27 protein-coding genes are annotated in these 23,112 nt (G+C 72.1%); 13 read left to right on the top strand and 14 right to left on the bottom strand.

Translation table 11 applies throughout. The annotated features are described in order from the left end of the window. Nucleotides 1-2 precede the first annotated feature (2 nt). Nucleotides 3-1,475, bottom strand: coding sequence for an AlkA N-terminal domain-containing protein (locus BJY14_RS21620; protein ID WP_179845298.1), 1,473 nt, complete (start codon nucleotides 1,473-1,475; stop codon nucleotides 3-5). Between the two features lie 177 nt (nucleotides 1,476-1,652). On the opposite strand from BJY14_RS21620, the gene BJY14_RS21615 reads away from it, so the two are divergent. Then, a complete protein-coding gene (locus BJY14_RS21615) occupies nucleotides 1,653-2,015 on the top strand; it encodes a nuclear transport factor 2 family protein (protein WP_179845297.1) in 363 nt (120 codons plus the stop codon). A gap of 70 nt (nucleotides 2,016-2,085) precedes the next feature. Here the strand turns inward: BJY14_RS21615 and BJY14_RS21610 are convergent, their stop codons facing one another. Both BJY14_RS21610 and BJY14_RS21605 read right to left on the bottom strand, forming a co-directional pair. After that, the gene (locus BJY14_RS21610) at nucleotides 2,086-2,841 is read right to left on the bottom strand and encodes an SDR family NAD(P)-dependent oxidoreductase (RefSeq protein WP_179845296.1); all 756 of its coding nucleotides are present in this window, start codon (nucleotides 2,839-2,841) and stop codon (nucleotides 2,086-2,088) included. Between the two features lie 9 nt (nucleotides 2,842-2,850). Further along, nucleotides 2,851-4,239, bottom strand: coding sequence for an MFS transporter (locus tag BJY14_RS21605; protein ID WP_179845295.1), 1,389 nt, complete (start codon nucleotides 4,237-4,239; stop codon nucleotides 2,851-2,853). A gap of 245 nt (nucleotides 4,240-4,484) precedes the next feature. Here BJY14_RS21605 and BJY14_RS21600 point away from each other — a divergent pair, with 245 nt between their 5' ends. Beyond that, a complete protein-coding gene (locus BJY14_RS21600; protein ID WP_218905540.1) occupies nucleotides 4,485-5,135 on the top strand; it encodes a DUF4097 family beta strand repeat-containing protein in 651 nt (216 codons plus the stop codon). A 10-nt stretch (nucleotides 5,136-5,145) separates the two neighbouring features. Here the strand turns inward: BJY14_RS21600 and BJY14_RS21595 are convergent, their stop codons facing one another. Next, complete coding sequence (locus BJY14_RS21595; protein WP_179845293.1) at nucleotides 5,146-6,792, bottom strand: serine/threonine-protein kinase; 1,647 nt, start codon at nucleotides 6,790-6,792, stop codon at nucleotides 5,146-5,148. Nucleotides 6,793-6,867: 75 nt separating this feature from the next. Here BJY14_RS21595 and BJY14_RS21590 point away from each other — a divergent pair, with 75 nt between their 5' ends. Next, entirely contained in the window at nucleotides 6,868-7,728 is an 861-nt protein-coding gene (locus tag BJY14_RS21590; protein WP_246396019.1) for a helix-turn-helix transcriptional regulator, read from the top strand. 3 nt (nucleotides 7,729-7,731) lie between these two features. Here BJY14_RS21590 and BJY14_RS21585 read toward each other — a convergent pair whose 3' ends face one another. Continuing rightward, nucleotides 7,732-8,106, bottom strand: a complete 375-nt coding sequence (locus tag BJY14_RS21585; RefSeq protein ID WP_179845291.1) for a DUF6086 family protein — start codon at nucleotides 8,104-8,106, stop codon at nucleotides 7,732-7,734. After that, on the bottom strand, nucleotides 8,103-8,456 hold the full coding sequence (locus BJY14_RS21580; RefSeq protein ID WP_179845290.1) for a YrdB family protein: 354 nt from the start codon (nucleotides 8,454-8,456) through the stop codon (nucleotides 8,103-8,105). Before BJY14_RS21580 ends, BJY14_RS21585 begins: the two co-directional genes overlap by 4 nt. Before the next feature lie 35 nt (nucleotides 8,457-8,491). Here BJY14_RS21580 and BJY14_RS21575 point away from each other — a divergent pair, with 35 nt between their 5' ends. Further along, the gene (locus tag BJY14_RS21575) at nucleotides 8,492-9,613 is read left to right on the top strand and encodes a methyltransferase (protein WP_312879347.1); all 1,122 of its coding nucleotides are present in this window, start codon (nucleotides 8,492-8,494) and stop codon (nucleotides 9,611-9,613) included. 6 nt (nucleotides 9,614-9,619) lie between these two features. Here BJY14_RS21575 and BJY14_RS21570 read toward each other — a convergent pair whose 3' ends face one another. Then, nucleotides 9,620-10,474 carry a helix-turn-helix transcriptional regulator gene (locus tag BJY14_RS21570; protein ID WP_179845288.1) on the bottom strand — a complete coding sequence of 285 codons (855 nt, stop codon included), beginning with the start codon at nucleotides 10,472-10,474 and terminating at the stop codon, nucleotides 9,620-9,622. Nucleotides 10,475-10,620: 146 nt separating this feature from the next. Here BJY14_RS21570 and BJY14_RS21565 point away from each other — a divergent pair, with 146 nt between their 5' ends. After that, nucleotides 10,621-11,397: an alpha/beta fold hydrolase gene (locus BJY14_RS21565; protein ID WP_179845287.1), complete on the top strand. Its 777-nt coding sequence runs from the start codon at nucleotides 10,621-10,623 to the stop codon at nucleotides 11,395-11,397. A 24-nt stretch (nucleotides 11,398-11,421) separates the two neighbouring features. Continuing rightward, complete coding sequence (locus BJY14_RS21560; RefSeq protein WP_179845286.1) at nucleotides 11,422-12,210, top strand: SDR family NAD(P)-dependent oxidoreductase; 789 nt, start codon at nucleotides 11,422-11,424, stop codon at nucleotides 12,208-12,210. Between the two features lie 12 nt (nucleotides 12,211-12,222). Here the strand turns inward: BJY14_RS21560 and BJY14_RS21555 are convergent, their stop codons facing one another. Then, the gene (locus BJY14_RS21555; RefSeq protein WP_179845285.1) at nucleotides 12,223-12,606 is read right to left on the bottom strand and encodes a nuclear transport factor 2 family protein; all 384 of its coding nucleotides are present in this window, start codon (nucleotides 12,604-12,606) and stop codon (nucleotides 12,223-12,225) included. A gap of 90 nt (nucleotides 12,607-12,696) precedes the next feature. Between BJY14_RS21555 and BJY14_RS21550 the strand changes: the two genes are divergently transcribed. From BJY14_RS21550 to BJY14_RS44500, 4 genes are all read left to right on the top strand, one after another. Then, nucleotides 12,697-13,161: a MarR family winged helix-turn-helix transcriptional regulator gene (locus tag BJY14_RS21550; protein ID WP_179845284.1), complete on the top strand. Its 465-nt coding sequence runs from the start codon at nucleotides 12,697-12,699 to the stop codon at nucleotides 13,159-13,161. Between the two features lie 61 nt (nucleotides 13,162-13,222). Beyond that, the gene (locus tag BJY14_RS21545; RefSeq protein ID WP_312879346.1) at nucleotides 13,223-13,735 is read left to right on the top strand and encodes a GNAT family N-acetyltransferase; all 513 of its coding nucleotides are present in this window, start codon (nucleotides 13,223-13,225) and stop codon (nucleotides 13,733-13,735) included. Nucleotides 13,736-14,230: 495 nt separating this feature from the next. Beyond that, entirely contained in the window at nucleotides 14,231-15,634 is a 1,404-nt protein-coding gene (locus tag BJY14_RS21540; RefSeq protein ID WP_218905539.1) for an MFS transporter, read from the top strand. Between the two features lie 27 nt (nucleotides 15,635-15,661). Next, complete coding sequence (locus BJY14_RS44500; RefSeq protein ID WP_218905538.1) at nucleotides 15,662-15,802, top strand: hypothetical protein; 141 nt, start codon at nucleotides 15,662-15,664, stop codon at nucleotides 15,800-15,802. Nucleotides 15,803-15,893: 91 nt separating this feature from the next. Here the strand turns inward: BJY14_RS44500 and phoA are convergent, their stop codons facing one another. Then, nucleotides 15,894-17,252, bottom strand: coding sequence for an alkaline phosphatase (gene phoA, locus BJY14_RS21530; protein ID WP_246396017.1), 1,359 nt, complete (start codon nucleotides 17,250-17,252; stop codon nucleotides 15,894-15,896). 219 nt (nucleotides 17,253-17,471) lie between these two features. On the opposite strand from phoA, the gene BJY14_RS21525 reads away from it, so the two are divergent. Then, entirely contained in the window at nucleotides 17,472-17,978 is a 507-nt protein-coding gene (locus tag BJY14_RS21525) for an OsmC family protein (RefSeq protein WP_179845282.1), read from the top strand. Nucleotides 17,979-18,015: 37 nt separating this feature from the next. Here the strand turns inward: BJY14_RS21525 and BJY14_RS21520 are convergent, their stop codons facing one another. The 3 genes from BJY14_RS21520 to BJY14_RS21510 form a co-directional block, all read right to left on the bottom strand. Then, entirely contained in the window at nucleotides 18,016-18,858 is an 843-nt protein-coding gene (locus BJY14_RS21520; RefSeq protein ID WP_179845281.1) for a hypothetical protein, read from the bottom strand. Beyond that, nucleotides 18,855-19,358, bottom strand: coding sequence for a SigE family RNA polymerase sigma factor (locus tag BJY14_RS21515; protein WP_312879344.1), 504 nt, complete (start codon nucleotides 19,356-19,358; stop codon nucleotides 18,855-18,857). The genes BJY14_RS21520 and BJY14_RS21515 overlap by 4 nt, the downstream gene beginning before the upstream one ends. Before the next feature lie 208 nt (nucleotides 19,359-19,566). After that, the gene (locus tag BJY14_RS21510) at nucleotides 19,567-20,475 is read right to left on the bottom strand and encodes a LysR family transcriptional regulator (protein WP_179845279.1); all 909 of its coding nucleotides are present in this window, start codon (nucleotides 20,473-20,475) and stop codon (nucleotides 19,567-19,569) included. A gap of 175 nt (nucleotides 20,476-20,650) precedes the next feature. Between BJY14_RS21510 and BJY14_RS21505 the strand changes: the two genes are divergently transcribed. Continuing rightward, nucleotides 20,651-20,935 (top strand): putative antibiotic biosynthesis monooxygenase, encoded by a 285-nt coding sequence (locus tag BJY14_RS21505; RefSeq protein WP_179845278.1) that lies wholly within the window; start codon nucleotides 20,651-20,653, stop codon nucleotides 20,933-20,935. Nucleotides 20,936-21,096: 161 nt separating this feature from the next. Next, complete coding sequence (locus BJY14_RS21500; RefSeq protein WP_179845277.1) at nucleotides 21,097-21,534, top strand: hypothetical protein; 438 nt, start codon at nucleotides 21,097-21,099, stop codon at nucleotides 21,532-21,534. A 14-nt stretch (nucleotides 21,535-21,548) separates the two neighbouring features. On the opposite strand, the gene BJY14_RS21495 is transcribed toward BJY14_RS21500, so the two are convergent. Both BJY14_RS21495 and BJY14_RS21490 read right to left on the bottom strand, forming a co-directional pair. Then, entirely contained in the window at nucleotides 21,549-22,694 is a 1,146-nt protein-coding gene (locus BJY14_RS21495) for an RNA polymerase sigma factor (RefSeq protein WP_179845276.1), read from the bottom strand. After that, a complete protein-coding gene (locus tag BJY14_RS21490) occupies nucleotides 22,691-23,098 on the bottom strand; it encodes a YciI family protein (protein ID WP_179845275.1) in 408 nt (135 codons plus the stop codon). The genes BJY14_RS21495 and BJY14_RS21490 overlap by 4 nt, the downstream gene beginning before the upstream one ends. Between the last annotated feature and the right edge of the window lie 14 nt (nucleotides 23,099-23,112).

Raw genomic sequence — 23,112 nt, 5'->3', positions numbered from 1 at the left:
CTTCAGTTCGCGGGAAGCAGGTTGATGGCGTGGTCGAGGGTGGCCCACAAGTACTGGACGGAGTAGGCGCGCCATGGCCGCCATTGTGCGGCGCGTCGGGTGAGGGCCGCAGGGGTGACGGGAAGATCGAGCGTTGCGGCGGCCGCCCTGATGCCCAGGTCGCCGGGGATGAACGCATCCGGGTCGCCAAGGGCCCGCATCGCGATGGTCTCGACTGTCCAGGGGCCGAAGCCGGGTAGGGCGGACAAGCGCGCGCGGGCCTCGTCCCAGTCGCTCCCTACGCCGAGGTCGATCTCCTCCTTGGCGAGGGCTTCGACAAGGGTCATCAGGGTGGTGCGGCGGGTCTTGGGGAAAGCGAGCGACTCCGGGTCGAGTTCGGCAAGGGCGGCGGGGGTCGGGAAGAGGTGCGTCAGCCCGCCGCCTGGGTCGTCTATGGGGTCGCCGTAGGCCGTGACCAGACGCGCCGCGTGGGTCCGGGCCGCAGCCGTCGACACCTGCTGGCCCAGCACGGCGCGGACGGCGAATTCGGGGGCGTCCACGGTGCGGGGCACTCGGCGCCCAGGGGCCTTGTCCACGAGCGGCGCGAGGACGGGGTCGGTGCGGAGGAGGTCGTCCACGGCGACGGGATCGGCGTCCAGGTCGAGCATCCAGCGGCAGCGGCTGATCGCGATGGGGAGGTCGCGCAGGTCGCTGAGGCTGAGCGTGCAGGCGACGTGGTCCGGCTGGGGCCGCAACGTGGCGATGCCGTGCCCGTGGGGCAGCCGCAGGGCACGGCGGAAAGCGCCGTCCCGCCACTCCTCGACGCCGGGCACGGCGGTGGCGGCGAGATGCCCGAACAGGTTGTCCGGACACAGCGGTGCACGGAACGGCAGCCGCAGCGACAGCGAACCGGGCCCGGCGGGCGGATGTCCCTTGGCGACGCGGTCGCGCAGGGCGGACGGGGTGAGCGCGAACACTTCGCGGACGGTGTCGTTGAAGGCGCGGATGCTGGCGAATCCCGCCGCGAACGCCACGTCGCCCATGGGGAGGGGCGTCGTCTCGATGAGGAGCCGCGCCGTCTGCGCGCGCTGGGCCCGTGCCAAGGCGAGCGGGCCCGCGCCCAGTTCGGCGTTGAGCTGGCGCTCGATCTGCCGCGTGCTGTAGCCGAGCCTTGCTGCGAGGCCGGGAACGCCCCCACGGTCGACGACGCCGTCGGCGATGAGGCGCATGGCCCTGGCCACGACGTCCGCGCGGTGATTCCATTCGGGTGAGCCTGGGGAAGTGTCGGGACGGCACCGTTTACAGGCCCGGAACCCGGCCTGCTGGGCGGCGGCAGCGCTCGGGTAGAAGCGCATGTTCTCCGGCTTGGGCGGAACCACGGGGCAGCTCGGACGGCAGTAGATCCCGGTGGTCACGACCCCGGTGAAGAACCATCCGTCGAAGCGGGCGTCCTTCGACTGGACGGCCCGCACGCACCTTTCCACGTCCTCGTGCATGCCTCCAGCATCACCGATGGTCAGGGGTTTTCACTGGCAGGAATCCGACATCATCGTCGCGGCCGGGCCACCGGACGCGCGGGCATGACCTCCCAGGTAATCGATCTTCCGTCGCCGGCCCGGCACCGTAGAGGTCATCGGGGCGACGAACCCGAACGATCAGACAGGAGTCATGACATGAGCGATGTGCAGCAGCGGGTCGAGCGCTACCTGGCCGTGTGGAACGAGACCGACCCGGCCGCGCGCCGCGCCGCGATCGACGCACTGTGGACGGAGAGCCCGGTCTACGTCGACCCGCTCGGTGTGGCCGAGGGGCGCGAGGCGATCGACGCGTTCGTCGGCGCCGCGCAGCAGCAGTTCCCCGGCCTGGTGTTCCGCGCCGCGGGGACGGTGGACGCCCACCACAACGTGGCCCGCTTCACCTGGGAACTCGGCCCGGAGGGCGGCGAGGCGATCGTGGTCGGGTTCGACGTGGCGACCTTCGACGACGACGGCAGGTTCGACCGGGTGACCGGGTTCCTCGACAAGGTGCCGGCCTGACCCGGCCCGCGCCGGTCTGTATCGCCAGGGGGCGGCGTGCCGGACGCCCGTGACGTCCGGCACGCACCGTTCACAGTTGCCGCAGCGCTCCCCCGTCCACGGCCCATTCGGCGCCCGTGACTTGGGCGGCCAGCGGTGACAGCAGGAAAGTGATGACCCGTGCGACGTCCTGGGGCGTGCCAAGGCGTCCGGTGGGGAGCCGCCGTTCGTCCTGGACGAATCGTCGGATCGCCTCCTCCACAGGCAGTCCGTACTGGTCGGCCAACTGGTCGGCGAACCCTCCGGGCTCGTCCCACAGGCGCGTACGGGTCGGGCCAGGCGCGACGACGTTGGAGCGGATTCCGCAGCGGCCGAACTCCCCCGCCAGCGTCTTGGACACCGACAGCAGCGCCGTCTTGGACGCTGCATAGTCGACCAGCGGCGTATCGGGGAAACGTGCGGCCTCGCTGGAGACGTGCACGATGCTTCCGGCCCCCTGATCGATGAGTGCGGGCAGTGCGGCGCGGGCCATGCGCACTGCCGCGTGCAGGTTCAGCTCGAACGTCGCGTGCCATTGGGCGTCGGTGACGTCGAGGAACCCGATCCGGGATTCGAGGGCCCCCGCGTTGTTGACGAGGCCGTCCAGGCGGCCGTGCCGTTCCAGCGCGACGTCCACGACGTGCTGCGCGGCGTCGGGCCGGGTGAGGTCGGCGGGCACGTCGACGGGGGAGCGCGCCACCCGGACGACCCGGGCGCCCTCGCGGGCCAGGAGGGCGGCGGTCGCCTCGCCGATCCCGGCGGACGCGCCGGTCACGATGTAGACCCTGCCTTCGAGTTCGAGGTTCATGGCCGTCTCCTACGAGCGGCGCAGGAACGACCCGGCGAGGGCCGCGCCGGCGAGGACGATCGCGACGTTCACGGCGGTCGCCGTGTGGACGCCGCCGAGGACGGACGCGTTCGCCGTGGCCACCGCGCTCATCACCGGGATGCCGAGGGTGATCGCGACCTGCTGCGTCATCGTGGCGAGCCCGGTCGCGAGGCCCTGCTCGCCGTCCGGCAGCCCGGACGTCGCGATCCCCATGAAGGCGACGATCGCGACGAGGTTCCCGAATCCCCCGATCGCGGTGGCGGCGAGCAGCAGGCCGAGGGCGCCGCGCGAGTCCCCGAGGCCCAGAAGCGCGGCGGTGGCGGCGGCCTGCAGCACGAGCCCGGACACGAGCGTCGCGCGGCCGCCGAACCGTCCCATGATGCGGGGCGCGGCGACGCCTCCGGCGAACGTCCCGGCGCCGAGGACGCCGAGCGCCAGCCCGGTCGCCAGCGGCGAGAAGCCCAGGACCTTCTGGAGGTAGAGCGTCATCAGGAACACCAGCGACGTCTCCGTGGCGAACGCGACGAACCCGCCCACGTTGCCCCAGGTGACGGTGCGCCGGGTGAGGACGTTCAGCGGCGCGAGCGGGGCCGGCGACCGCCGCTCGACCAGGATGAACGCGGTGAGCAGGACCGCCGCGGCGACCAGTGCGCCGAGCGCGGCCGGGGAGCCCCACCCGGCCGACCCGGCGGACGTGATCCCGTAGACTAGGGCGAGGAGCCCGCCGGTCACGGTCACCGCGCCGGGAACGTCCAGCCTCGCCCCGTCCCGGGACCGGCTCTCCGCGACCACGGCGGGCGTCACCGCGAAGATCAGCACCGCCACCGGAACGTTGACCAGGAACGCCCAGCGCCAGCTCAGCAGGTCGGTCAGCACCCCGCCGAGGATCGCGCCGACGGTGAACCCGGCCGACATCAGCGCGCCGCTGAGCCCGAGCGCCCGCGTCCGCAGCGGCCCCTCCGGGAAGGACGTGGTGAGCAGCGACAGGGCGGCCGGTGTGGCGATCGCCGTGGCCAGGCCCTGCAGGACGCGCCCGACGAGCAGCATCGCCGGTGACGTGGCCAGTCCGCCGACCAGCGAACCTCCGGCCAGCAGCGCCATGCCCGCGAGCAGCATCCGGCGCCGTCCGGCCAGATCGGCCACGCGACCGAACAGCAACGTGAATCCGGCGGCGGGGAGGGCGAACGCCGTAGCGATCCACTGGAGTTCGTCCAGTCCGAAGCCCAGTCCTCTGCCGACGACGGGCAGCGCCACGTTCAGGATGGAGAAGTCGATGGCGAGCATGAACTGCGCGCCGAGCAAGAGAGTAAGAACCAGCTTGTGCCGTGACGACATCCGCTCTGGGGGAGCGGCCACGGCGGTGGTGAGTGCGGTCATGACAGAGACCCTCGCTGCGCGGGACGCGCCTACCCAGTCCCCGCCCGTTCGTACCACTCCCGGTAGCAGGCTCAGCGACCTGGGAGGTAGGACGAACCTGGCTCCTTGGCGTGACGGCCTTCCGGTGCCCGTCTCCTTAGGCTCAGCAGCGTTCATCCATATCGACCAGGAGGATCGCTGTGCGTGGCATGCTTTCTGCCCTCGCCCTAGCCGCGGTCAGCGTGACCGCACTCAGCGCATGCGACGTGGCATTCGCTTCCACCTACGAGGACGACGCCGCGCTGAAGGGCAAAATCACCGCTGTGCGACTGGACCACATCGGATCCGGCAGTGTGACACTGCACGGTGGTTCGTCCAAGGCGTCCCTGCACCGCAAGGTCAAGCACCGTGGTGACAAGCCGGAGGGCCCCACGTACCGGATCGAGAACGGTGTCCTGACACTGAGCGGCTGCGGCTCCCGCTGCTCGGTGAGCTACACGGTCGACCTCCCGGCCGGCCTCCCCGTGTCCGGCGGCACATCGAACGGCTCCATCACCCTGTCCAAGGTGGGCAAGGTGGACGTGTCCACGGATTCGGGCTCCATCCGCCTGGACGGGGCCACAGGGCCGATCAAGGTCAGGACGGACAACGGCGAGATCCGGGGGAGGGGCCTCAAGGGCGGCGTCGACGCCGAGACGGACAACGGCGACGTCACCCTGACCCCCGGTTCGCCGCAGAACGTCCGCGCGAAGACCGAAAACGGCGAGGTCACGGTCACCATGCCCGCGGGACGCTACCGCGTGAGCACGCACACCGGCGACGGCGACCGGCGGCTCGGCATCCCGAACGACCCGTCCGCCCAGTTCCGGCTCGACGTCAGCACCAGCAACGGCGACATCACGACCAAGGCCGCCTGACCCGCCGCCCTCAGGCCAGCGCGTTCAGGCGGGTGACGGCGTACTGCCGCATCTTCGCGTCGCCCAAGGAATCGGCGACGTCACGAGCCTGCTCGTACCTGGCGATGGCCTCGCTCCTAGCGCCGGTGTCGCGGAGGCACCCGGCGAGCTTGCACAGTGTCCAGCCCTCCATCAGCCGGTCCTCGATCCGGGTGGCGATAGCAAGCGCGGCCTCCAGGGCATCCTTGGCCCGGTCGTGCTTACCGCGCCCACGGGCGGACTCGCCGCGGTCGTACCAGGCCCAACCTGCCTGGCGAAGGTGGTCGATCCCCTCCGCGGCACGAGCGGCGCGTTCGAACAGTGACTCCGCCGTCTCGTGCTCCTTCAGCTTCAACGCGGTGCGCGCCCGTCCCACCAAGGCTTCGACCTGGATCTCAGGGTGGTCGAGGGACGCGGTCAGGGCCTCGTCGTAACGGGCGGCGGCGGCCCTGCGGTCACCGCGCCGCAGAGCGAGGTCGCCGAGGTTGCACAGGTTCCATGCCCGCAGCACGGTGTCGCCGACCTCCTCGGCGACGGCGAGCGCCGCGGCGAAGGCCTCGCCGGCAGGACCGTCCTCGTCACGGTGACGCAGGCAGACACCGATGCCGTCCAGCGCCCAGCCCTCGTCCTGCCGGGCCCCGACGGCAGCGGACGCGTCCCGCGCCTCCTCGAACAGAGGCTCCGCGCGGTCGAGCCTGCCCGAGCCCCGGGCGGCGTGCGCCTGGTCCAGCAGGCTGCTCGCCGCCAGCACGCGGTCCCCCGCCGCGGCGGCGATCGCGTGCAGGCCGAACGCGATGCCCTCCGCACGGGCGTGCTCGTGCGCGGCGCGGGCCTCCGCGTAGGCGGCCTGGAGCTGCTCCACCTGCGGCCGGCGGGTCACGGCCTCGCGGAGCGACCGGACGGAGGGCCGGTCCGCCGGGTCCTTGGCGAGCGCCCGGTGGACGATGTCGCGCAGCCAGCCGGGGACGCCCGCCAGGTCGGGCTCCTCATGGAAGATCTGGTAGAAGATCGCCGGCGTCGAGTCGCCCGGGAAGCAGGGCCGGCCGGTCGCCGCGTAGGCCATGACGGCGCCCCAGCCGAAGACGTCCGCCTCCCAGGTCGGCTTCACGTTCTTCAGGACCTCGGGCGCGATGTAGCGCGGCGTGCCGACCGGCCTGGTGGTGATGCGGGTGATGTCGACGTGGTGGGCGACGCCGAGGTCGATGAGCACCGGCTCACCGCCCGCGATGACGATGTTGGCCGGTTTGACGTCCCGGTGGACCAGCCCGGCCCCGTGGACGGCGTCGAGAGCGCGGGCCAGCCCGAGCCCCAGCCGGCCGAGGTCCTCCGTCCCGAGCGGTCCGTCCGCCATGACCGCGTCCAGGGAACGCCCCTGGACGTACTCGGTGACCAGGTAGGGGGTCGGGGCCGTGATGTCGGCGTCAACGAACGCGGCGACGTTGGGGGCGTCGACCTTGCGCAGCGCGGTGATCTCCCGCTCGAACCTGCGGCGCCCCTCCTCGCTCTGGTCGACGAGCCCCTTCATCGTCTTCACCGCGACGATCCGCCCGTCCGGCGCCCGTCCCAGGTGGACGGCCCCCATGCCGCCCTCACCCAGTTCGCACAGCAACTCGTACGGCCCGAACCGTCGTGGGTACATCCGGCCCCCCGCCACATGCCAGGACAAGTGGGGACAACGGTAATGCGCGCGGAGGCCCCGGATAGCCTCGGCAGCATGGCGCGTAACGGCCAACTCGGCGAGTTCCTCAAGTCGCGGCGGGCGCGGCTGCGTCCCGACGACGCCGGCCTGCCCTCCTACGGGACGCGGCGGCGCGTCCCCGGGCTGCGCCGCGAGGAGCTGGCGCAGCTCGCCGGGGTCAGCGTCGCGTACTACATCAGGCTGGAGCAGGGGACGGCCGACGGCGTGTCCACCGAGGTCCTGGACGCGATCTCGCGGGCCCTGCGGCTGGACGGCGACGAGCACGCCCACCTCCACCGGCTCGCCCACCCGCCGCGCCGCGCGCCCGTCACCGCGCCTCCGCGCCTGCGGGCCCCGCTCCAGCACCTGCTCGACTCGTTCACGCACGCCCCCGCGTACGTCGTCGGGCACTACACGAACGTGGTCGCGTGGAACCGGCTCACCGCCGCCGTGTTCGTGGACCTCGCGAACGTCCCGCCGGACGAGCGGACCTGGTCCCACCAGATCCACCTGAACGCCGACTACAAGGCCCGGCTCGGCGGCAACTGGCCGACGGTGGCCCGCCGGAACGCCGCCTACCTGCGGTTCCGTTCCGGCCAGGACCCGGACGACCCGCACCTGCACGCGGTCATCGACTGCCTGCGGGAGCGGAGCCCGGAGTTCGGCCGCCTCTGGTCGGCGCACCACGTCACGGACCTGACGCACGGCGAGGCCCGCATCGACCATCCCGAGGTGGGACGGCTCGTCCTGCCGTTCGAGACGCTGCACCTGCCCGGCGACCCCGACCTCAGCCGCCTCATGCTCTACGCGGCCGAACCGGGGTCCCCCTCAGAAGCGGCCCTGCACGAACTCGCCGAGACTTCCGGACACCTTTCCAGTGACGATCTCGCCCAGTGACTCCTAGCGCGCCATGGTGGTCGCGTTCTCGTGAGCGAGGTCGACAAGGCGGCGGACGGCGGGATCGTCCGCCATTTCCCGGGCGGCCGCGACGGGCCTTCCGGCGCTGTCCGCGATCGCGAGCGCCATCGCGGTGAAGCCCTCCATCAGCGACCTGAGGATCATGTGGGAGGAGTTCGCGTGGTATCGGACGAGCGCGTCGGTGAACAGGGCGAACGCCTGAACGTCCACCTGGCACTCGTCCTCCTCCATCGGCCCGAGACCGGACGGGACGCCGAGCAGGCGGGAATGGGCTTCCGCCATGTCCAGGAAGAGCCCGGCGACCCTGGTCGCGGGATTCCAGAGCACCTCCTCGCCATTCTGGAAGTACTGGCTCACTTGGCGGCCGTGCGGAAGTGGGCGTCGCGGTCGGCGGTCGCCAGAGCGGTGTTGAGCAAGGCGATCACCGCGAAGGCGATGGCCGCCGTGGCGTGGCCGACGCCGTAGAAGGCGAGCGCGCCCGCGCCGAACACCACGGCCTTCACCAGCAGGACGAGCGGCAGCGCGACGGTGAAGCGAGCCCGTGGGGCGGCGAACATCCCCCACAGGACGATCGCGGCGGCGGGGGCACCGAGCCCGAGGACGATGTTGACCAGCACGTTCCCGCTCGCGGTGAAGCCCCACCAGGCGAGCGCGGCGATGGCGACGAGTTCCAGCAGGAAGGCGAGGCCTTCGTTAAGGGCATGCAATGGCCCAGGTAGACGCACGCCGATACGGTACCCCTGTGGACGAGATCTCCTGGCAGGAGGACGGCCGGGACCATCGCGTCCGCTGGCGGTCGGAGAGCGGCGCGCCCCCGCCCCGCCGCGTCGTGGTCGCCGACGACGAGACGCGCGCGGACGACGCCTACCGCCTGGCATGCGAGGGCACCGCGCTGCTGTGGCGCGGCGACTTCCAGAACGCGCGGCAACTCCTCAAGGCCATGGCGCGCCGGATCGACCGTCCCCCACGGCGGCGCAGGAACAAGCCCGAACCAGACCGCGCACAGGCGTTCCACCTGTACCGGCAGGCACGCGCCCAGCGCGCACGGACGCTCGGCATGCTGCTCATACCGTTCGACCCCGGCCACGTGATTCCGCTACGGCGAGCACCGGACGTCCAGGACGCCTGTACGGAGGCCTACGGGACGGACGACCAGCCTTACATCACCTCACTGCGCGAACTGCTCGGCCTGATCGGCGCACACGAATGGCGCGAGAAGGGCGTTCCGATCCCCGCGCTGGGGGGCGACCGCGTCCACCCGCACTACGGCGTCTTCTCGCCCATCAGGGGCGAGTATGTCGACCTGGTGGGCGAGGCGCCGTTGCCACCCACGAAAACGGCGTTCGACGTAGGAACCGGTACGGGCGTCTTGGCAGCGGTACTGGCTCGCCGGGGCATCGAGCACGTCGTCGCCACTGACCAGGACCCGCGTGCGCTGGCCTGCGCCCAAGAGAACGTCGACCGGCTGGGCGTGCACGTCGAGGTCGTCCCAGCCGACCTTTTCCCCGATGGACGCGCCGGTCTGGCCGTCTGCAACCCGCCCTGGGTTCCGGCCAAGCCGAGCACGCCCTTGGAGCACGCCGTTTACGATCCGGGCAGCCGTATGCTGCGCGGTTTCCTGTCCGGTCTCGCCGACCACCTCGAACCGGGCGGGGAGGGCTGGCTGATCCTCTCCGACCTGGCCGAACACCTGGGCCTGCGCACGCGGGACGAACTCCTGGAGATGATCGCCTCGTCCGGCCTGCGGGTCGCGGGCAGGCTCGACACCGCGCCGCGCCACCCGCGCGCAGCCGACCCCGACGACCCCCTCCACGCGGCCCGCGCCGCCGAGACCACGTCCCTGTGGCGGCTCACCGCCGGGTGACGCCGGTCAGCGGTGGCTGCGGTGCGCCGTCTCGGGGCCGATGACGCGCAGCAGGTCGAGGGACTCGATGCTGCCCGTGCCGGGCGGCGGCGTGAAGACGACGAGCCGCTGGTCCTCGGCCGGGGTCAGCAGCGCCTCGGTGTCGAACTCGATCGGGCCGACCTCCGGATGCACCACCTTCATCCGGCCGGTGCGCTCGACGGCCACCTCGTGCCGGTCCCAGATCCGGGTGAACTCGCCGCTGGCGGCGTGCAGCCGTTCGACCAGGGCGGACGCGGCCGCGTCGCTGCCCCGGCGCGCGACGGCGGCCCGCAGCTGGGCGACGTGCCGGCGTCCGTGCGGTTCGTGCTCCTCCTCCGGATACGCCTCCCGGACGAACGGATCGGTGAACCACCGCCACACGATGTTCCGATCGGGCTCCTCCACCGTGCAGACGCATCCGAAAAGGGCCTCGGCCAGCGCGTTCTGCGCCAGCAGGTCACCGAGGTCGCCGATGATCTGCGCCGGCGTCTCGTGCAGCCGGTCCAGCAGGTACAGCATGCTCGGCCGGACGTACTCGCCCGCGAACGGCCCGGCGGGCGGCCGGTGCCCGGCGAGGACGTACAGGTGGTCGCGCTCGTCGATCGTCAGCCGCAGCGCCCGGGCCAGCGCACCGAGTAGCTGGGCGGACGGCTGCGGGCTGCGGGCCTGCTCAAGGCGCATGTAGTAGTCCGCCGACATGCCGGCGAGCTGCGACACCTCCTCCCGGCGCAGCCCCGGCGTGCGGCGCCGGGGGCCCGCCGTCAGCCCGACCTCCTGCGGGCGGAGCCGCTCGCGGGAGCGGCGGAGGAAGTCGGCGAGCTCCTTGCGGTCCATCTCCATGCCCCCATGATTCCGCTCCGTCCTGGATGTCCGTAGGGCCGAGCCTGGGACCGGTTGTCCTAGCCAAAGCCGTCCGCTCCTCATCGCGGCACGGCGCTGGCAGCGTCGGCGGCGTCCAGGAACGACACCACCAAGGACGGCCCATCATGCCGAAGCTCACCGTTGGAAACGCCACCGTCCCCTACCGCGTCGTGGGATCGGGGCCCGCGCTCGTCCTCGTGCACGGGGTCGGCCCCGGCTCCTCGATGTGGGACCTGATGCTCGACGCGTTCACCGACCACCGCACCGTCCTCCTGCCCGACCTCTCCGGCGGCGACCCCGCCGAGGACGACGGATCCCCGCTCACCATCGAGACGCTCGCCGGGCAGGTCAACGCCGTGATCGAGAACTTCGGCGCGGGCCCCGCGGACGTGGTCGGGTTCTCGCTCGGCGCCCCGACCGCCGCGGCCGCCGCGGCGCTGCGCCCGGACCTCGTCCGGCGGCTGGTGCCCGTCGCGGGACTGTCCCACGCGGGCGACGAGTACGTCCAGCAGTACATGACCGCCTGGTCAAGCCTCGCGGGCAGCCCCGAGAGCTTCGGACGGTTCGCGACGCTCACCGCGTTCAGCCGCGCGTTCCTCAACCGGATCGGGCATGACGCGGTCGAACAACAGCACGCGTTCATGGGCCGGCCCGACGACAGGCTGCGGCAGATCGACCTCGTCAAGCGGCTCGACATCCGCCCGCTGCTGCCCCGGATCGCGGCGCCCGCCCTGGTCATCGGCGCGACCCGCGACCAGACGATCCCCGTCGAGAACCACCGTGAGCTGTTCGCGGGAATCCGCGGCAGCGAGTACGCCGAACTCGACACCGGCCACGTGGCGATGGCAGAGCGCCCCGACGAGTTCGTCAAGCTCGTCCGGGACTTCCTCGACCGCCCCTGACGCCGCACCGGGCACCATGGAGGCATGCGTCCCATCGATCAGCAGACCATCCTCATCACGGGCGCGACCGACGGGCTCGGTCGCGCCCTGGCCGCCGAGCTGGCCGCCGAAGGCGCCACGGTTCTCGTCCACGGACGGGACGACCGGCGCGGCGAGGCGACCCTCCAGGAGATCGGCGGCAAGGCCTCCTGGTACCGCGCCGACCTGTCCTCGCTCGCCGAGACCCGCGCGCTCGCCGAGGCCGTCCGCGCCGACCACCCGCGCCTGGACGTCCTCGTCAACAACGCGGGCATCGGCACCGGCGGCCCGCGGCAGGAGAGCGCGGACGGCCACGAGCTGACGTTCCAGGTGAACTACCTGTCCGGCTACCTGCTCACCCGGCTCCTGCTCCCCACCCTGATCGCCTCCGCGCCCGCGCGGATCGTCAACGTCAGCAGCCTCGGCCAGCAGGCCATCGACTTCGACGACGTGATGATCACCCGCGGGTACACCGGGACGCGGGCGTACTGCCAGAGCAAGCTCGCCCAGATCCTGTTCACGATCGACCTCGCCGCCGAGCTGTCCGGGACGGGCGTCACCGCGAACGCCCTGCACCCGGCCACCTACATGCCCACCAAGATGGTGTCCTCGCCGATCAGCACCCTGGAAGAGGGAGTGCGCGCGACGCACCGCCTCGTCACCGACCCCGCCCTGGACGACGTGTCCGGCCGCTTCTTCGACGGGCTCAAGGAGGCGCGGGCGGACGCTCAGGCCTACGACCCCGACGCCCGCGCCCGGTTGAAGTCCCTCTCGGAGGAACTCACATCCCCCTGAACCGGCACGGTCTCAGACTTTCGCGGCCTCCCAGATCGGACGGACCTCGACCCTCCTGATGCGCCATCCTTCATCCGTCCGGACGGCGCGCAGCTCGTAGCGCTCGCCGAGCAGCCGCAAGCCGTCCTCCTGGGCGAAGACCACCAGGAGGTTCGCGCCGATCGCGGCCTGGTCGCCGTCCACGTCGATGAGCGGGTTGGTGATGAAGTGCTGCGTCGGCACCGTGTGGTTCCGGCGCGCCTGCGCGACGAGGGCGTCACGCCCCTTCGCGACCCCGCCCACGGTGCGCGCCTCGGCGTCCTCGGTGAAGACGGCCCGCCCGTCACCGGGGCTCTTGTCGTCCAGCCACAGCCCCAGCCGGCTCACGAGTGCGGAGAGTTCAGCACGGTCGTCCACGACATCCTCATTTCATTGGATGTGCCAACATTGGTGATGCCAACAGTAAACGATCGTTGGCTCTACCAACAAGCCCCTACACTGGTCCGCATGACGACGTCCGACGACCGGACGCCCACGCGGCTCCGGCACACCCCGAGCTGGCTGATCAACCTGGCCTCGGCGCACAGCCACCGCCTGCTCGCCGAGGGCTTCACCGCGGCCGGCGCCCGCGGCTACCACTACCGGCTGCTCGCCGCCCTGGAGGAGTACGGCCCGGCCAGCCAGGCCGACCTCGGCCGCCGCTCGGGCATCGACCGCAGCGACGTGGTCGCCGCCCTGAACGAACTGGCCGCCAAGAACCTGGTCGACCGCTCCCCCGACCCGTCCGACCGGCGCCGCAACGTCATCACGATCACCCCCGAGGGCTCCCTCCACCTGGCGGAGCTGGACAAGGTCCTCACCCGTATCCAGGACGACCTGCTCGCCCCCCTGTCACCGGGCGAGCGCACGCGGCTCACCGAACTGCTGGTCCGCGTCGTCGACCACCACGCGGAGAACCGCCGGCCCGGATAACCATTGGCGATCGTTGGTGATCCCAACATAGAGTGATCGCCCCCGCCCCGAGGAGCCGCCCGTGCCGCCTGCCATCCGCTTCGCCGAACTGCCGCCCGCCGCGATGAAAGCCCTGCTGGAGGACGACCTGGAGGGCGCCGGCGCGGTCGCCGGGGTCCCCCTCACCGACTACTTCACCACCGACGACGCGAAGTTCCTGTGGCGCTTCCGCCTCGCCCAGCTCGACCGCGACCCGTCCCACGCCCCCTGGATCGTGCGGGCCGCCGTCGCCGAACCCGAAGGCGTGGTCGTCGGCCACGCCGGCTTCCACGGCGCCCCGGACGAGAACGGGACCGTGGTAATCGCCTACTCCGTCGACCCGGCCCACCGCCGCAAGGGCTACGCCCGCGCGATGCTCGCCGCCCTCCTCGAACGCGCCGCCGCCGACCCGTCCGTCACCACGGTCCGCGCCACGATCAGCCCCGACAACAAAGCTTCCCTGGCCACCATCGCGGGCCAGGGCTTCACCCACGTAGGCGAACAATGGGACGAAGAAGACGGCCAAGAACTCATCTACGACCGCCCCGCCCGCTGAAGCCGGGTCAGCCGCCCCAGACAATGTCGACCGCGATCACGACGAGCAGTCCGTCCCAGATCAGGTACTCGACGAGCCCCACCTCACCGAGCACATGTTCCGCAACTACGACGGCGTGCTGGGCACTCGGCTACGCGTTGACAGTACCCACATCATTTGAGGTTCGCAGACAGATCGTATGTAGACGCGCATTGCCCCCCACGAACACCCCGCACTGATCGACACCCGCGCGTCCGCGCGTGGGGCGGTCGCGCTGTGCCTGTTGGGCGGCGTCGGTGCCTGGTCGGGTGGGTTGAACGGCGGGTTGAGGGTTGTTGGTGCTCAGGCCTGATGAAGCAGCCGGCAGCGGTGAGAAGTCTCCGGGACGACTTCAACGGAACGCTGGAAGTCATGGATGTCGGAGACAACACGACGCAGGTGACGGCGAGTGCCGGTGAGGCGCCCGGTGACAGGCAAGGGGGCGCGCCAAGGCGGCGGTGGTGGACGCTGGCGGTGGTGAGTGCCGCGCAGCTGCTGGTGGTCCTGGACGGGACGATCGTGAACATCGCGCTGCCGTCGGCGCAGCACGCGCTCGGGATGTCGGACGGTGACCGGCACTGGGCGATCACCGCCTACGCGCTGGCGTTCGGCGGACTGCTGCTCATCGGCGGCAGGGTCAGCGGCGCGGTCGGCCACCGGCGCACGTTCCTGATCGGGCTGGCCGGCTTCGCCGCGTCGTCCGCTCTGGGCGGCGCGGCGGTGAACCCCCTCATGCTGTTCGGGGCGCGGGCACTTCAGGGTGGCTTCGCCGCCGCGCTCGCGCCCGCGGGGCTGTCGCTGCTGACGACCACCTTCACCCAGGCACACGAACGCGGCCGCGCGTTCGGGGTCTTCGCCGCGGTCGGTGCGGGAGGCTCGGCGATCGGCCTGATCGCCGGAGGCCTGCTGACCGAGTACGCCGGCTGGCGCTGGTGCCTGTACATCAACGTGCCGGTCGCGCTGCTCGCCGCGCTCGGCATCACGCTGGTACCAGCGGACCGGCCGATCGCCGGCCGGGGGCGGCTGGACGTCGCCGGTGCGCTGCTGAGCCTCGCCGGATTCGCCGCGGTCGTGTACGGGTTCACCCGGGCCGAACCGCTGGGGTGGGGCTCGGCCCAGGTACAGGCGCTCCTTGTCGGCGGGACGGCACTGCTGGCCGCTTTCGTCGTCGTGGAGATCCGCGCCGCCCAGCCGCTGCTGCCGATGCGGGTCCTGCTGCACCGCGCCCGCGCCGCCGCGTTCTGCGCCATCACCCTGATGTTCGTGGCGATGTTCGGCTTCTACCTGTTCATGAGCTACTACACACAGACGGTGCTGGGCTACTCGCCGGTCCGGGCGGGCCTGACCCTGATCATCAACGCGCTGGCCACGCTGGCGGGGTCCATGCTCATCGCCGGGAGGCTCCACGGCCGCGTCCGGCCCGCGGCGGTGATCGTGCCGGGCCTGCTCACCGCGGCCGCCGGGATGCTGGTCCTGACCCGCCTGTCCGCGGCGGGCACGGACGTGTTCGCCGTCGCCCTGCTTCCCGCGCTCGTGCTCACCGGGCTCGGCCTGGGCTGCGTGATGCCCCCGACCGCCGGCCTGGCCACCGAGGGCATGCGCGGCCACGACATCGGGGCCGCGTCAGCCGCCTACAACGCCGCCCAGCAACTCGGTGCGGCTCTGGGCACCGCGCTGCTGAACACCCTCGCCGCCAGTGCGACCGCGACATACCTGGCCTCTCGCCCGCACTCGCGTCCGGACGCGGCCGTGGTGCACGGCTACACCACCGCGCTGACGGTCGCGTGCGTCATCCTGCTGGCCGCTGCATGCCTCACTCTCGCCCTGTTCACCACGCGGCACGCACGACCGAGCAAGCCGCGCACCGGAGCACGGGGCTAGACCTTCCGACGCCGGTGTGGCCGTTCGTTGATCGTGGCGATCGCGCGGGACGGCCTGTCGCTCGCCGTCCGGGAAGGGGAGATCGGCCGCTGCGCCCTGGAGCGACCCGCGTCCGAACTCGCGGGTGATCCGCGCGTGGTCGAGGCCTACCTGGGAGGCGCGGGCTGATGGCGGCGGGCCGGTCGGCGGCGCCGGCCGTCTCATCGGAGACGGCGGGCGCACGCGCGACCGGCCCGGACGCGGCGCGTCCGAGAGGGGGTCAGCGGACGTCGAGGGCGCGGGTGACGGTGCGGAACAGGTCGGTCTGGTCGGTCACGCCGAGGACGCCGGCCGCCTGCGGGCCCTTGGCGGCGATGCGGACCTGGGTGCCGGTGTGCTCCTGGGACTGGCCCGGCGCGTTGGTCGCGTAGTTGATCTTCATGGAGGCGCCGTCGGCGGTGACCAGTGTGGCGGTCTGGCCGGGGCTCTGGGCCTCCAGCGGGATGATCTGGCTGGTGTGGCCGTGGTCGGCGGTCACGACCACCAGGGTGTCGGGGTTCCGGCGCGCGTAGTCGAGCGAGGCCCGCACCGCCCTGTCGAACTCGGCCGTCTCACCGATCTGGCCGCAGGGGTCGGCGGAGTGGTCGCGCTTGTCGATGGAGGCGCCTTCGATCTGCAGGAAGAAGCCCTTGCGGCTGTGCCGGGTCTGCGCGTCCAGCAGGCCGATGGCCTTGGACGCCATCGACGACAGGTGCGGGCCGCCGAAGGAGGCGTTCGGCGTGCACCTGGCCGGGGCGGTGCCCCCGACCTTGGCCGCCGGACCGGTCCACTCCTGCGGCATGTTGCCGTCGGCGAACAGCCCCAGCAGCTTGCCCCCGGGCCTCGCCGCGTTCAGCCCGCCCTCGTCGGTGACGACGGTGTATCCGGCGGCCTTCGCCTGGTCGATCACGGTCTTGCCGGCGAAGGGGCCTCCCTTCACCGTCTGCGCGAAGCGGGCCCTCCCGCCGCCCAGGTAGAGGTCGGCGCCCGTCTGCACCTGCTGCTCGGAGATCGAGCCGGGCCCGCCGTTGGCCTTGTCCTGCACCGGGCACTTGGCCATGTCGGCCGGTCCCTGGCAGCCGCGGTCCGCCACGTGCGCGGCCAGCACCGCGGGGGTGGCGTCGCCGAGTTCGGCCGTGGTCACGTCCCCGGTGCGCAGACCGGCGCGCCTGGCCAGTTCCAGGATGGTCGGAACGGGCTTGCCGTCCGGCGTGACCGAGATGGCGCCGTTGTAGGTCTTGTGCCCCGTCGCCCAGCCGGTCCCGCTGGCCGCCGAGTCGGTCACGTAATCGATCTGGCGCGGGTCGTCCTTGTTGACCGAGTACGTGGTGTACGCACCGGTCAGCGGCAGCGTGTCCAGGGCGAGCCGCCCGGCGGCGCCCCTGGTGTAGTTGCGGGCGATCGTGATCTCCGAGTCGCCCATGCCGTCGCCGATCAGCAGGATGACGTTGCGCGCCTTGCCGCCCTGCAGCGCCCCCCGGACCTCGCGGGTCCGATCGCCGCCGGACGCGTCGGCCAACCCCGAGAGCGCGGCGGCCACCGCACCGGTGGTGAGCACGACCGCGGCCGTCCGCCGCATCTTCCCAGCCGGAACCTTCAAGCTGACCTCCTGGCCATATAAGTGACGAGCAGGCACAGAGCACCAGGTCGAGGTGAGGCCGGCGTCCGTCGATCAAGGCGGCGGCGTGAACAGTCGGCGAACGGTGGCGGCGGTCGACGCGCCACGGCCTCAAGACGGGTGGTGAAGGCCGCGCCTCGCGGAGTTAGGCTCGCTGGGACGGGCACCGGGGGAGACGTTCCGCGATCGGATGGGGGCCTGATGGAGAGCCGAGAGCTGCGGGAGTTGCAGAGGCCGCTCAAGGAGCGCTACCGGGAGGACCCCGGATCCGCCGTGGTGACCTTGAACGCCTCCGGGACGCTGGAGGACGGCGTCACCTGCTCGGTGCAGACGGGGCGCGCGCTGGCGTTGGCCGGGCTGCACCCGGCGGCCGGAGGCGACGGCACCCTGCTGTGCTCCGGCGACATGCTGCTGGAGGCGCTCGTCGCCTGCGCCGGTGTGACGTTGCGCTCGGTCGCGACGGCCCTTGAGCTGGACGTTCGCGGCGGGACGGTGAGCGCCGAAGGCGACCTGGACTTCCGGGGGACGCTCGCCGTGGACAGGGAGACCCCCGTCGGCTTCCGTTCCATCCGGCTGCGGTTCGAGCTCGACACCGACGCCTCGGAGGAGGACATGGCCACCCTGCTGCGGCTGACCGAGCGGTACTGCGTCGTCCTGCAGACCCTGGCGTCCTCCCCCGAGCTCACGGTGACCTCCCGCGCCGGTTGACCGCGTCCCGGCGGCCCCGGCCCGGCTCGCGGTCGGCCTACAGGGGCGGACGCGTGACCCGCACCGGCGTCCCGTAGTCGGAGAACTCGGTGACGGAGGTGAAGCGGACGGGGTCCCGGTCGGCGATCTCGGGATCCGCACCGGCGATGACGGTCGTCTGCACGATCTTCTGGATCTTGTGCGTCGCGTTCCCGATCGTCACCGTCCCCGTGATCCGCGTCCCGGCCGGCGAACCCTCTGAGGGACGCGCCGCGTGGGAGAAGGCGTAGGTCTGCACCGCCGCCGCCCCGCTCCCCGACCGGCCCTGGGGCGTCACCGTTCCGAACGTGGTCAGCATCCGCAGCATCCGGCCGGGATCGGCGGTCAGCTCCAGCGGGCCGGTGGTGCCGCGCGTCAAGCCGTTCAGCCCATGGTCGATCTTGCGCCAGGCGCTGCCGCGCCGCACGTAGCGGTCGTCGCCGATGAAGCGCTGCTCTATCGGCGCCGATCCGGGACCGCGCAGGTAGCCGCGCCGTTTGGGGGCGTCGAACGCGCCCTGATAGGTCTCCACCGTTTCGCGCCGTCCGCGCGCGCTCAGCGTCCAGGTGAGTTTCACGTGGAACGTCGTGCCCGCTGTGGCCTCGGTCGCCCCGGCCAGGGTGACATCGCCGCCGCGTCCGGGTGTGATCACTTGGCCGTCGTCGCCGGAGGCGAGGTTCGCGCCGACGGTGGCGGCGGCCACGACCAGCGCGGCCGCACCGGCGCCGAGCGCGCCGGCGGCCGCGCGGCGCCTGCGCCTGGCGCGCCGGCCGCGGTGCGTCACGGTCTCGATCGGCGCGTCGGGGACCGGGTGCCCGTCGGTCGCCGACCGCAGCATCCGGCTCAGCTGTTCCTCGCTCATCGTGTGATCTCCTCGGTCTGCGGAAGGGCGAGCGTCGAACGGAGCCGTTTCATCGCCCGGGAGTGCTGGCTCTTGACGGTGCCGACGGAGCACCCGAGAAGTTCGGCGGCCGCCGCCTCCGTCATGTCGGCGTAATGGCGCAGCACGACGACGGCGCGCTGCTGGCGGGGCAGGGCGAGCAGCGCCCGGCGCAGCTCGTCGTCCGGTTCCCGCGGGGAGTTCGAGCGCACGTCGAGGCGTTCGGGGGCCTCGGTCAGCACCTCGCGCCGTCTGCGCCGCCACCAGCTGACGTTGCCGTTGACCAGCATCCGTTTCAGGTAGGCGTCCGGATCGCCGTCGGCCACCCGGCGCCAGCGCACGTACAGCTTCACCAGGCAGTCCTGGAGGAGCTCTTCGGCGCGGTGGGCGTCGCCGGTCAGCAACGTGGCCAAGCCGTAGTGGCGTTTCCACGCTGCGGCCGCGAACGAGATGTACGCGGCTTCCTGCGTCGGTTCACTCACGCCCATTGAACGCCGCAGGGAGCATGGATGGTTGGCAGGAACGGCCGATCAATGCGGCAGGACGTTGCCGCTCAGAACCCGGGTCTCGACGCGGCGAAGCGTGCGCGGCAGGCGGACGGGGTGAGGCGGGTCTGGCGCCGTACCCGGGTGCGCAGGCCGCCGCTGGTTGAGGAACGGTTCCGGCGCGGAACGCCCACTCAGCGTTTCGTCACGTCACCGTGCCGGGCTGGTCGGGCAGGAGGCGGCGGTGCGCCATGGCGAGGAAGGCTCGGCCGGCGGGGCTGGCGTGGTGGGGACGGGCGGCGAGGACGATCCGGCGCTCCAGCGACGGACGGGCGAGCGGGACACGGGCGAGCACGGGTGGGCCTTGGAGCGCGGATTCGGGGAGGACGGCAAGGCCGATCCGCTGCAGGACGAGCTGGCGCACGAGGGTCAGGTCACGGGTCTCGGCGACCACGTTCGGGACGAAGCCGAACCGGCCGCAGGCGGCCTCGATGTTGGTGCGGAGCTTGCTGGTGCGGGGCGCCGTCACCAGCGGCTCCTCCCGCAAATCGTGGAGGGTGAGGGAGTCCCGGGCCGCGAGGGGGTGGTCGGGGTGCAGGGCGACCACGACGTCCTCCCGGGCGATCACGTGCGGGGTCATCTCGGCGGCGAGCGGGGGGTCGGCGGGGCCCTGGCCGACGATGGCCGCGTCGAGCTCGCCGGTGGTCAAGGCGGCGATCAGGCCGTCGGTCTCGTCCTCGCGGAGGGTGAGGCGGATCCGCGGATGGCGGCGGTGGAAGGCGCCCAGCAGGGCGAGCACCCGCTGGTCGGGCAGCGGCTGGACCAGCCCGACCGCGAGGCTGCCGGTGAGCAGCCCGGACAGCGCGGCGATCGACTCCTTGGCGTTGGCGGCCTCGGCGAGCATGGCGCGGGCGTGCGGGAGCAGCGCCTCCCCGGCGGCGGTCAGCGCGACGGAGCGCCGGTCGCGCCGGAACAGCGGCTCGCCCACCTCGGCCTCCAGGCGGCGGATCTGCTGGCTGACCGCCGGCTGGGCCACCTGGACGCGCTCGGCCGCGCGGGTGAAGTGGCGTTCCTCGGCGACGGCGACGAAGTACCCGAGCTGCCGAAGTTCCATAAGCAGACGCTATTACAGCCAGCGCAAGCCTGTCTTGGACTTATCACCCGTCGCCGTCCTAGCGTCGAACCGAGGCAATCGGAACGCAGGGAGGACGACCAATGGACGTGCTGACGGTGCCGGAGTTCATGACCTTCGAGGGCGTGACCGCGGCCGTGCGGAAGGGCGGCCGGCGGTGAACGCCGCGGTGCGGGCCCGGCTCGCGATGACCCTCGCGGCGTGGCTGGTGGCGTTCGCCGTGGTGATGGTGCTGCTCGCGCTCTTCGGCGACCTGCTCGCCGCGCTGCCGATGGCGGCCCGCGCGGCGGTCATCAGCGGGGTGCTCGTCACGGTCATGGTGAACCTGGTCATGCCACGGCTGGCCGCCTTGATCGGCCGGTGGACCGGGGCACCGCGCCAGGGAACGGCCTCGGCGCGCAGGCCGTTCGAGCACTCCGACCAAGGCTCTCTCCGTTCCTGAGGGGGCCGACCAGGGCGGCGGTCTCGGCCACGGTCGGGTCCGTCGCCTCACGCGCGGGTCCTTCCCGGTCGTCCGGTGGCGGGAAAGAATACGAGCGAGACCCGAGGCGGCCGGTCCTGTCCGATGCGTTCCGGCCGATCACGGCAACCGGAGGAGAGGCGATGGCGACGATGCCACCGAATCCGGCGTTGGAAGCGCTGGACGTCCTGCTCGGCGAGTGGACGGCCGAGGTCCCGCAGTTCGGCGACGCGCGGGGCCGGGTGACCATCGACCGGCTGGAGGGCGGCGCCTTCCTGCGCATCAGGTCGCAGCCCCCGCCGCCCGCACCCACCGCCACCCAGCTCGTCGGCCTCGACGACTCGTCCGGCCTCTACACCGTCCTGTACTACGACTCGCGGGGCGTGTCCCGCGTCTACCGGATGTCCTTCGACGGCGGCGTCTGGAAGATGTGGCGGGAAGCCCCCGGGTTCGATCAGCGCTTCACCGGAACGCTCAGTGCCGACGGCCGCGGCATCCAGGCGGCCTGGGAGAAGTCCCTGGACAACGAGACCTGGGAGCACGACTTCGACATCATCTACACGAAGCGGGCTGACGGCTGAGAACTGGTGACCGGCTAGGAGCGCAGTGCCTGCCGCACCCGCGCCGCCTCGCGGGTCAGGTGGTCTCGCTCCGGCAAGCTGGTGGCCGCGCGGGAAGCCTCGGCGTACAGCTCGGCGGCCCGCGCAAGATCGCCCGCGCGTTCGAGGAGGTAGGCGCGTACGGCGGTGAAGCGGGGCAGGCCCGGATCCACCTTGCTCAGCTCCGCCAGGCCCGCCTGCGGGCCGTCGGCCTCGCCGACCGCGACCGCGCGGTTGAGGCGCACCACCGGGCTGCCGGTGAGGTGCAGCAGTTCGTCGTACCACTCCACGATCTGCACCCAGTCCGTCTCGGCGGCGGCCGGGGCATCCGCGTGCAGGGCGGCGATCGCGGCCTGCGCCTGGTATTCGCCCAGCCGGTCGCGGGCGAGCGCCGCCTGGAGGATCGTCACGCCCTCGGCGATGAGGCCGGTGTCCCAACGGGACCGGTCCTGCTCACCGAGCGGCACCAGGCGTCCGCCCGGGCCGAGGCGGGACGCGCGCCGCGCATGGTGCAGCAGCATCAGCGCCAGCAGGCCCGCGACCTCGGGCTCGTCGGTGGAGGCGGCGAGCTGGCGGGTCAGGCGGATCGCCTCGGCCACCAGATCGACGTCCCCGCCGTATCCCTCGTTGAAGACGAGGTACAGGACCCGCAGCACCGTCGCCAGGTCGCCGGGCCGGTCGAGCGGCAGCCCCGCGATGCTCCGCTTGGCCCGGCTGATCCGCTGCGCCATGGTCGCCTCGGGGACGAGGTAGGCCGCCGCGATCTGCCGCGTCGTCAGGCCGCCGACCGCGCGCAGCGTCAGCGCGGCGGCCGAACCTGGGGACAGGGACGGGTGCGCGCACAGGAAGTAGAGCCACAGCGAGTCGTCCGTGCCCGGCACCGGTCCTGCCGGCGGCTCGACCTTCACGGTCTGTTCCCTTCCCCGCCGCGACTTCTCGGCGCGGGCGGCGTCGAGGAACTTGCGCCACGCGGCGGCGACGAGCCAGGCCTTCGCATCGCGCGGCGGATCGTCCGGCCAGGTCTCCAGCGCGCGGATCAGGGCTTCCTGCACGGCGTCCTCGGCGGACGCGAAGTCGGCGCCGCGGCGGACCAGCACTCCGATCACCGCGGGCACGAGCTCGCGCACGAGCGACGGGTTCACTCGGTCACGGTGCACATCGCGGTGTAGAACGGCCGCAGCTCGAGCCACTCCTGGACCGGCCTCCCGCCCGCGCCGGGCGCCGCGGACAGTTCGGCGGCCACCTCGAGCGCGCGCTCGTAGCTCTCGACGTCGATCACCATCCAGCCGGCGATCAGGTCCTTGGTCTCCGCGAACGGGCCGTCGGTGACGGGCGGGCGGCCCTCGCCGTCCGAGCGGACGAACGTGCCCTGCGGGGAGAGCGCCTGGTTCTCGACGTACTCGCCGGTGGCCTCCAGCCGCGCGACGAAATCCTCCATGTACTGGACGTGGGCCGTGAGCTCCTCCGTGGTCCACTGGTCCATCTGCACGTCGTTGACCGCCGCGGGCGCACCCCGGTAGTGCTTGAGCAGCAGGTATTTGGCCATCGTCTTCTCCTTCA

The organism is Actinomadura luteofluorescens, assembly GCF_013409365.1.
In the GTDB taxonomy this organism is placed as follows: domain Bacteria; phylum Actinomycetota; class Actinomycetes; order Streptosporangiales; family Streptosporangiaceae; genus Spirillospora; species Spirillospora luteofluorescens.
The sequence above is the reverse complement of the archived record's forward strand: the minus strand, read 5'-3'. Positions and strand labels throughout refer to the sequence as shown.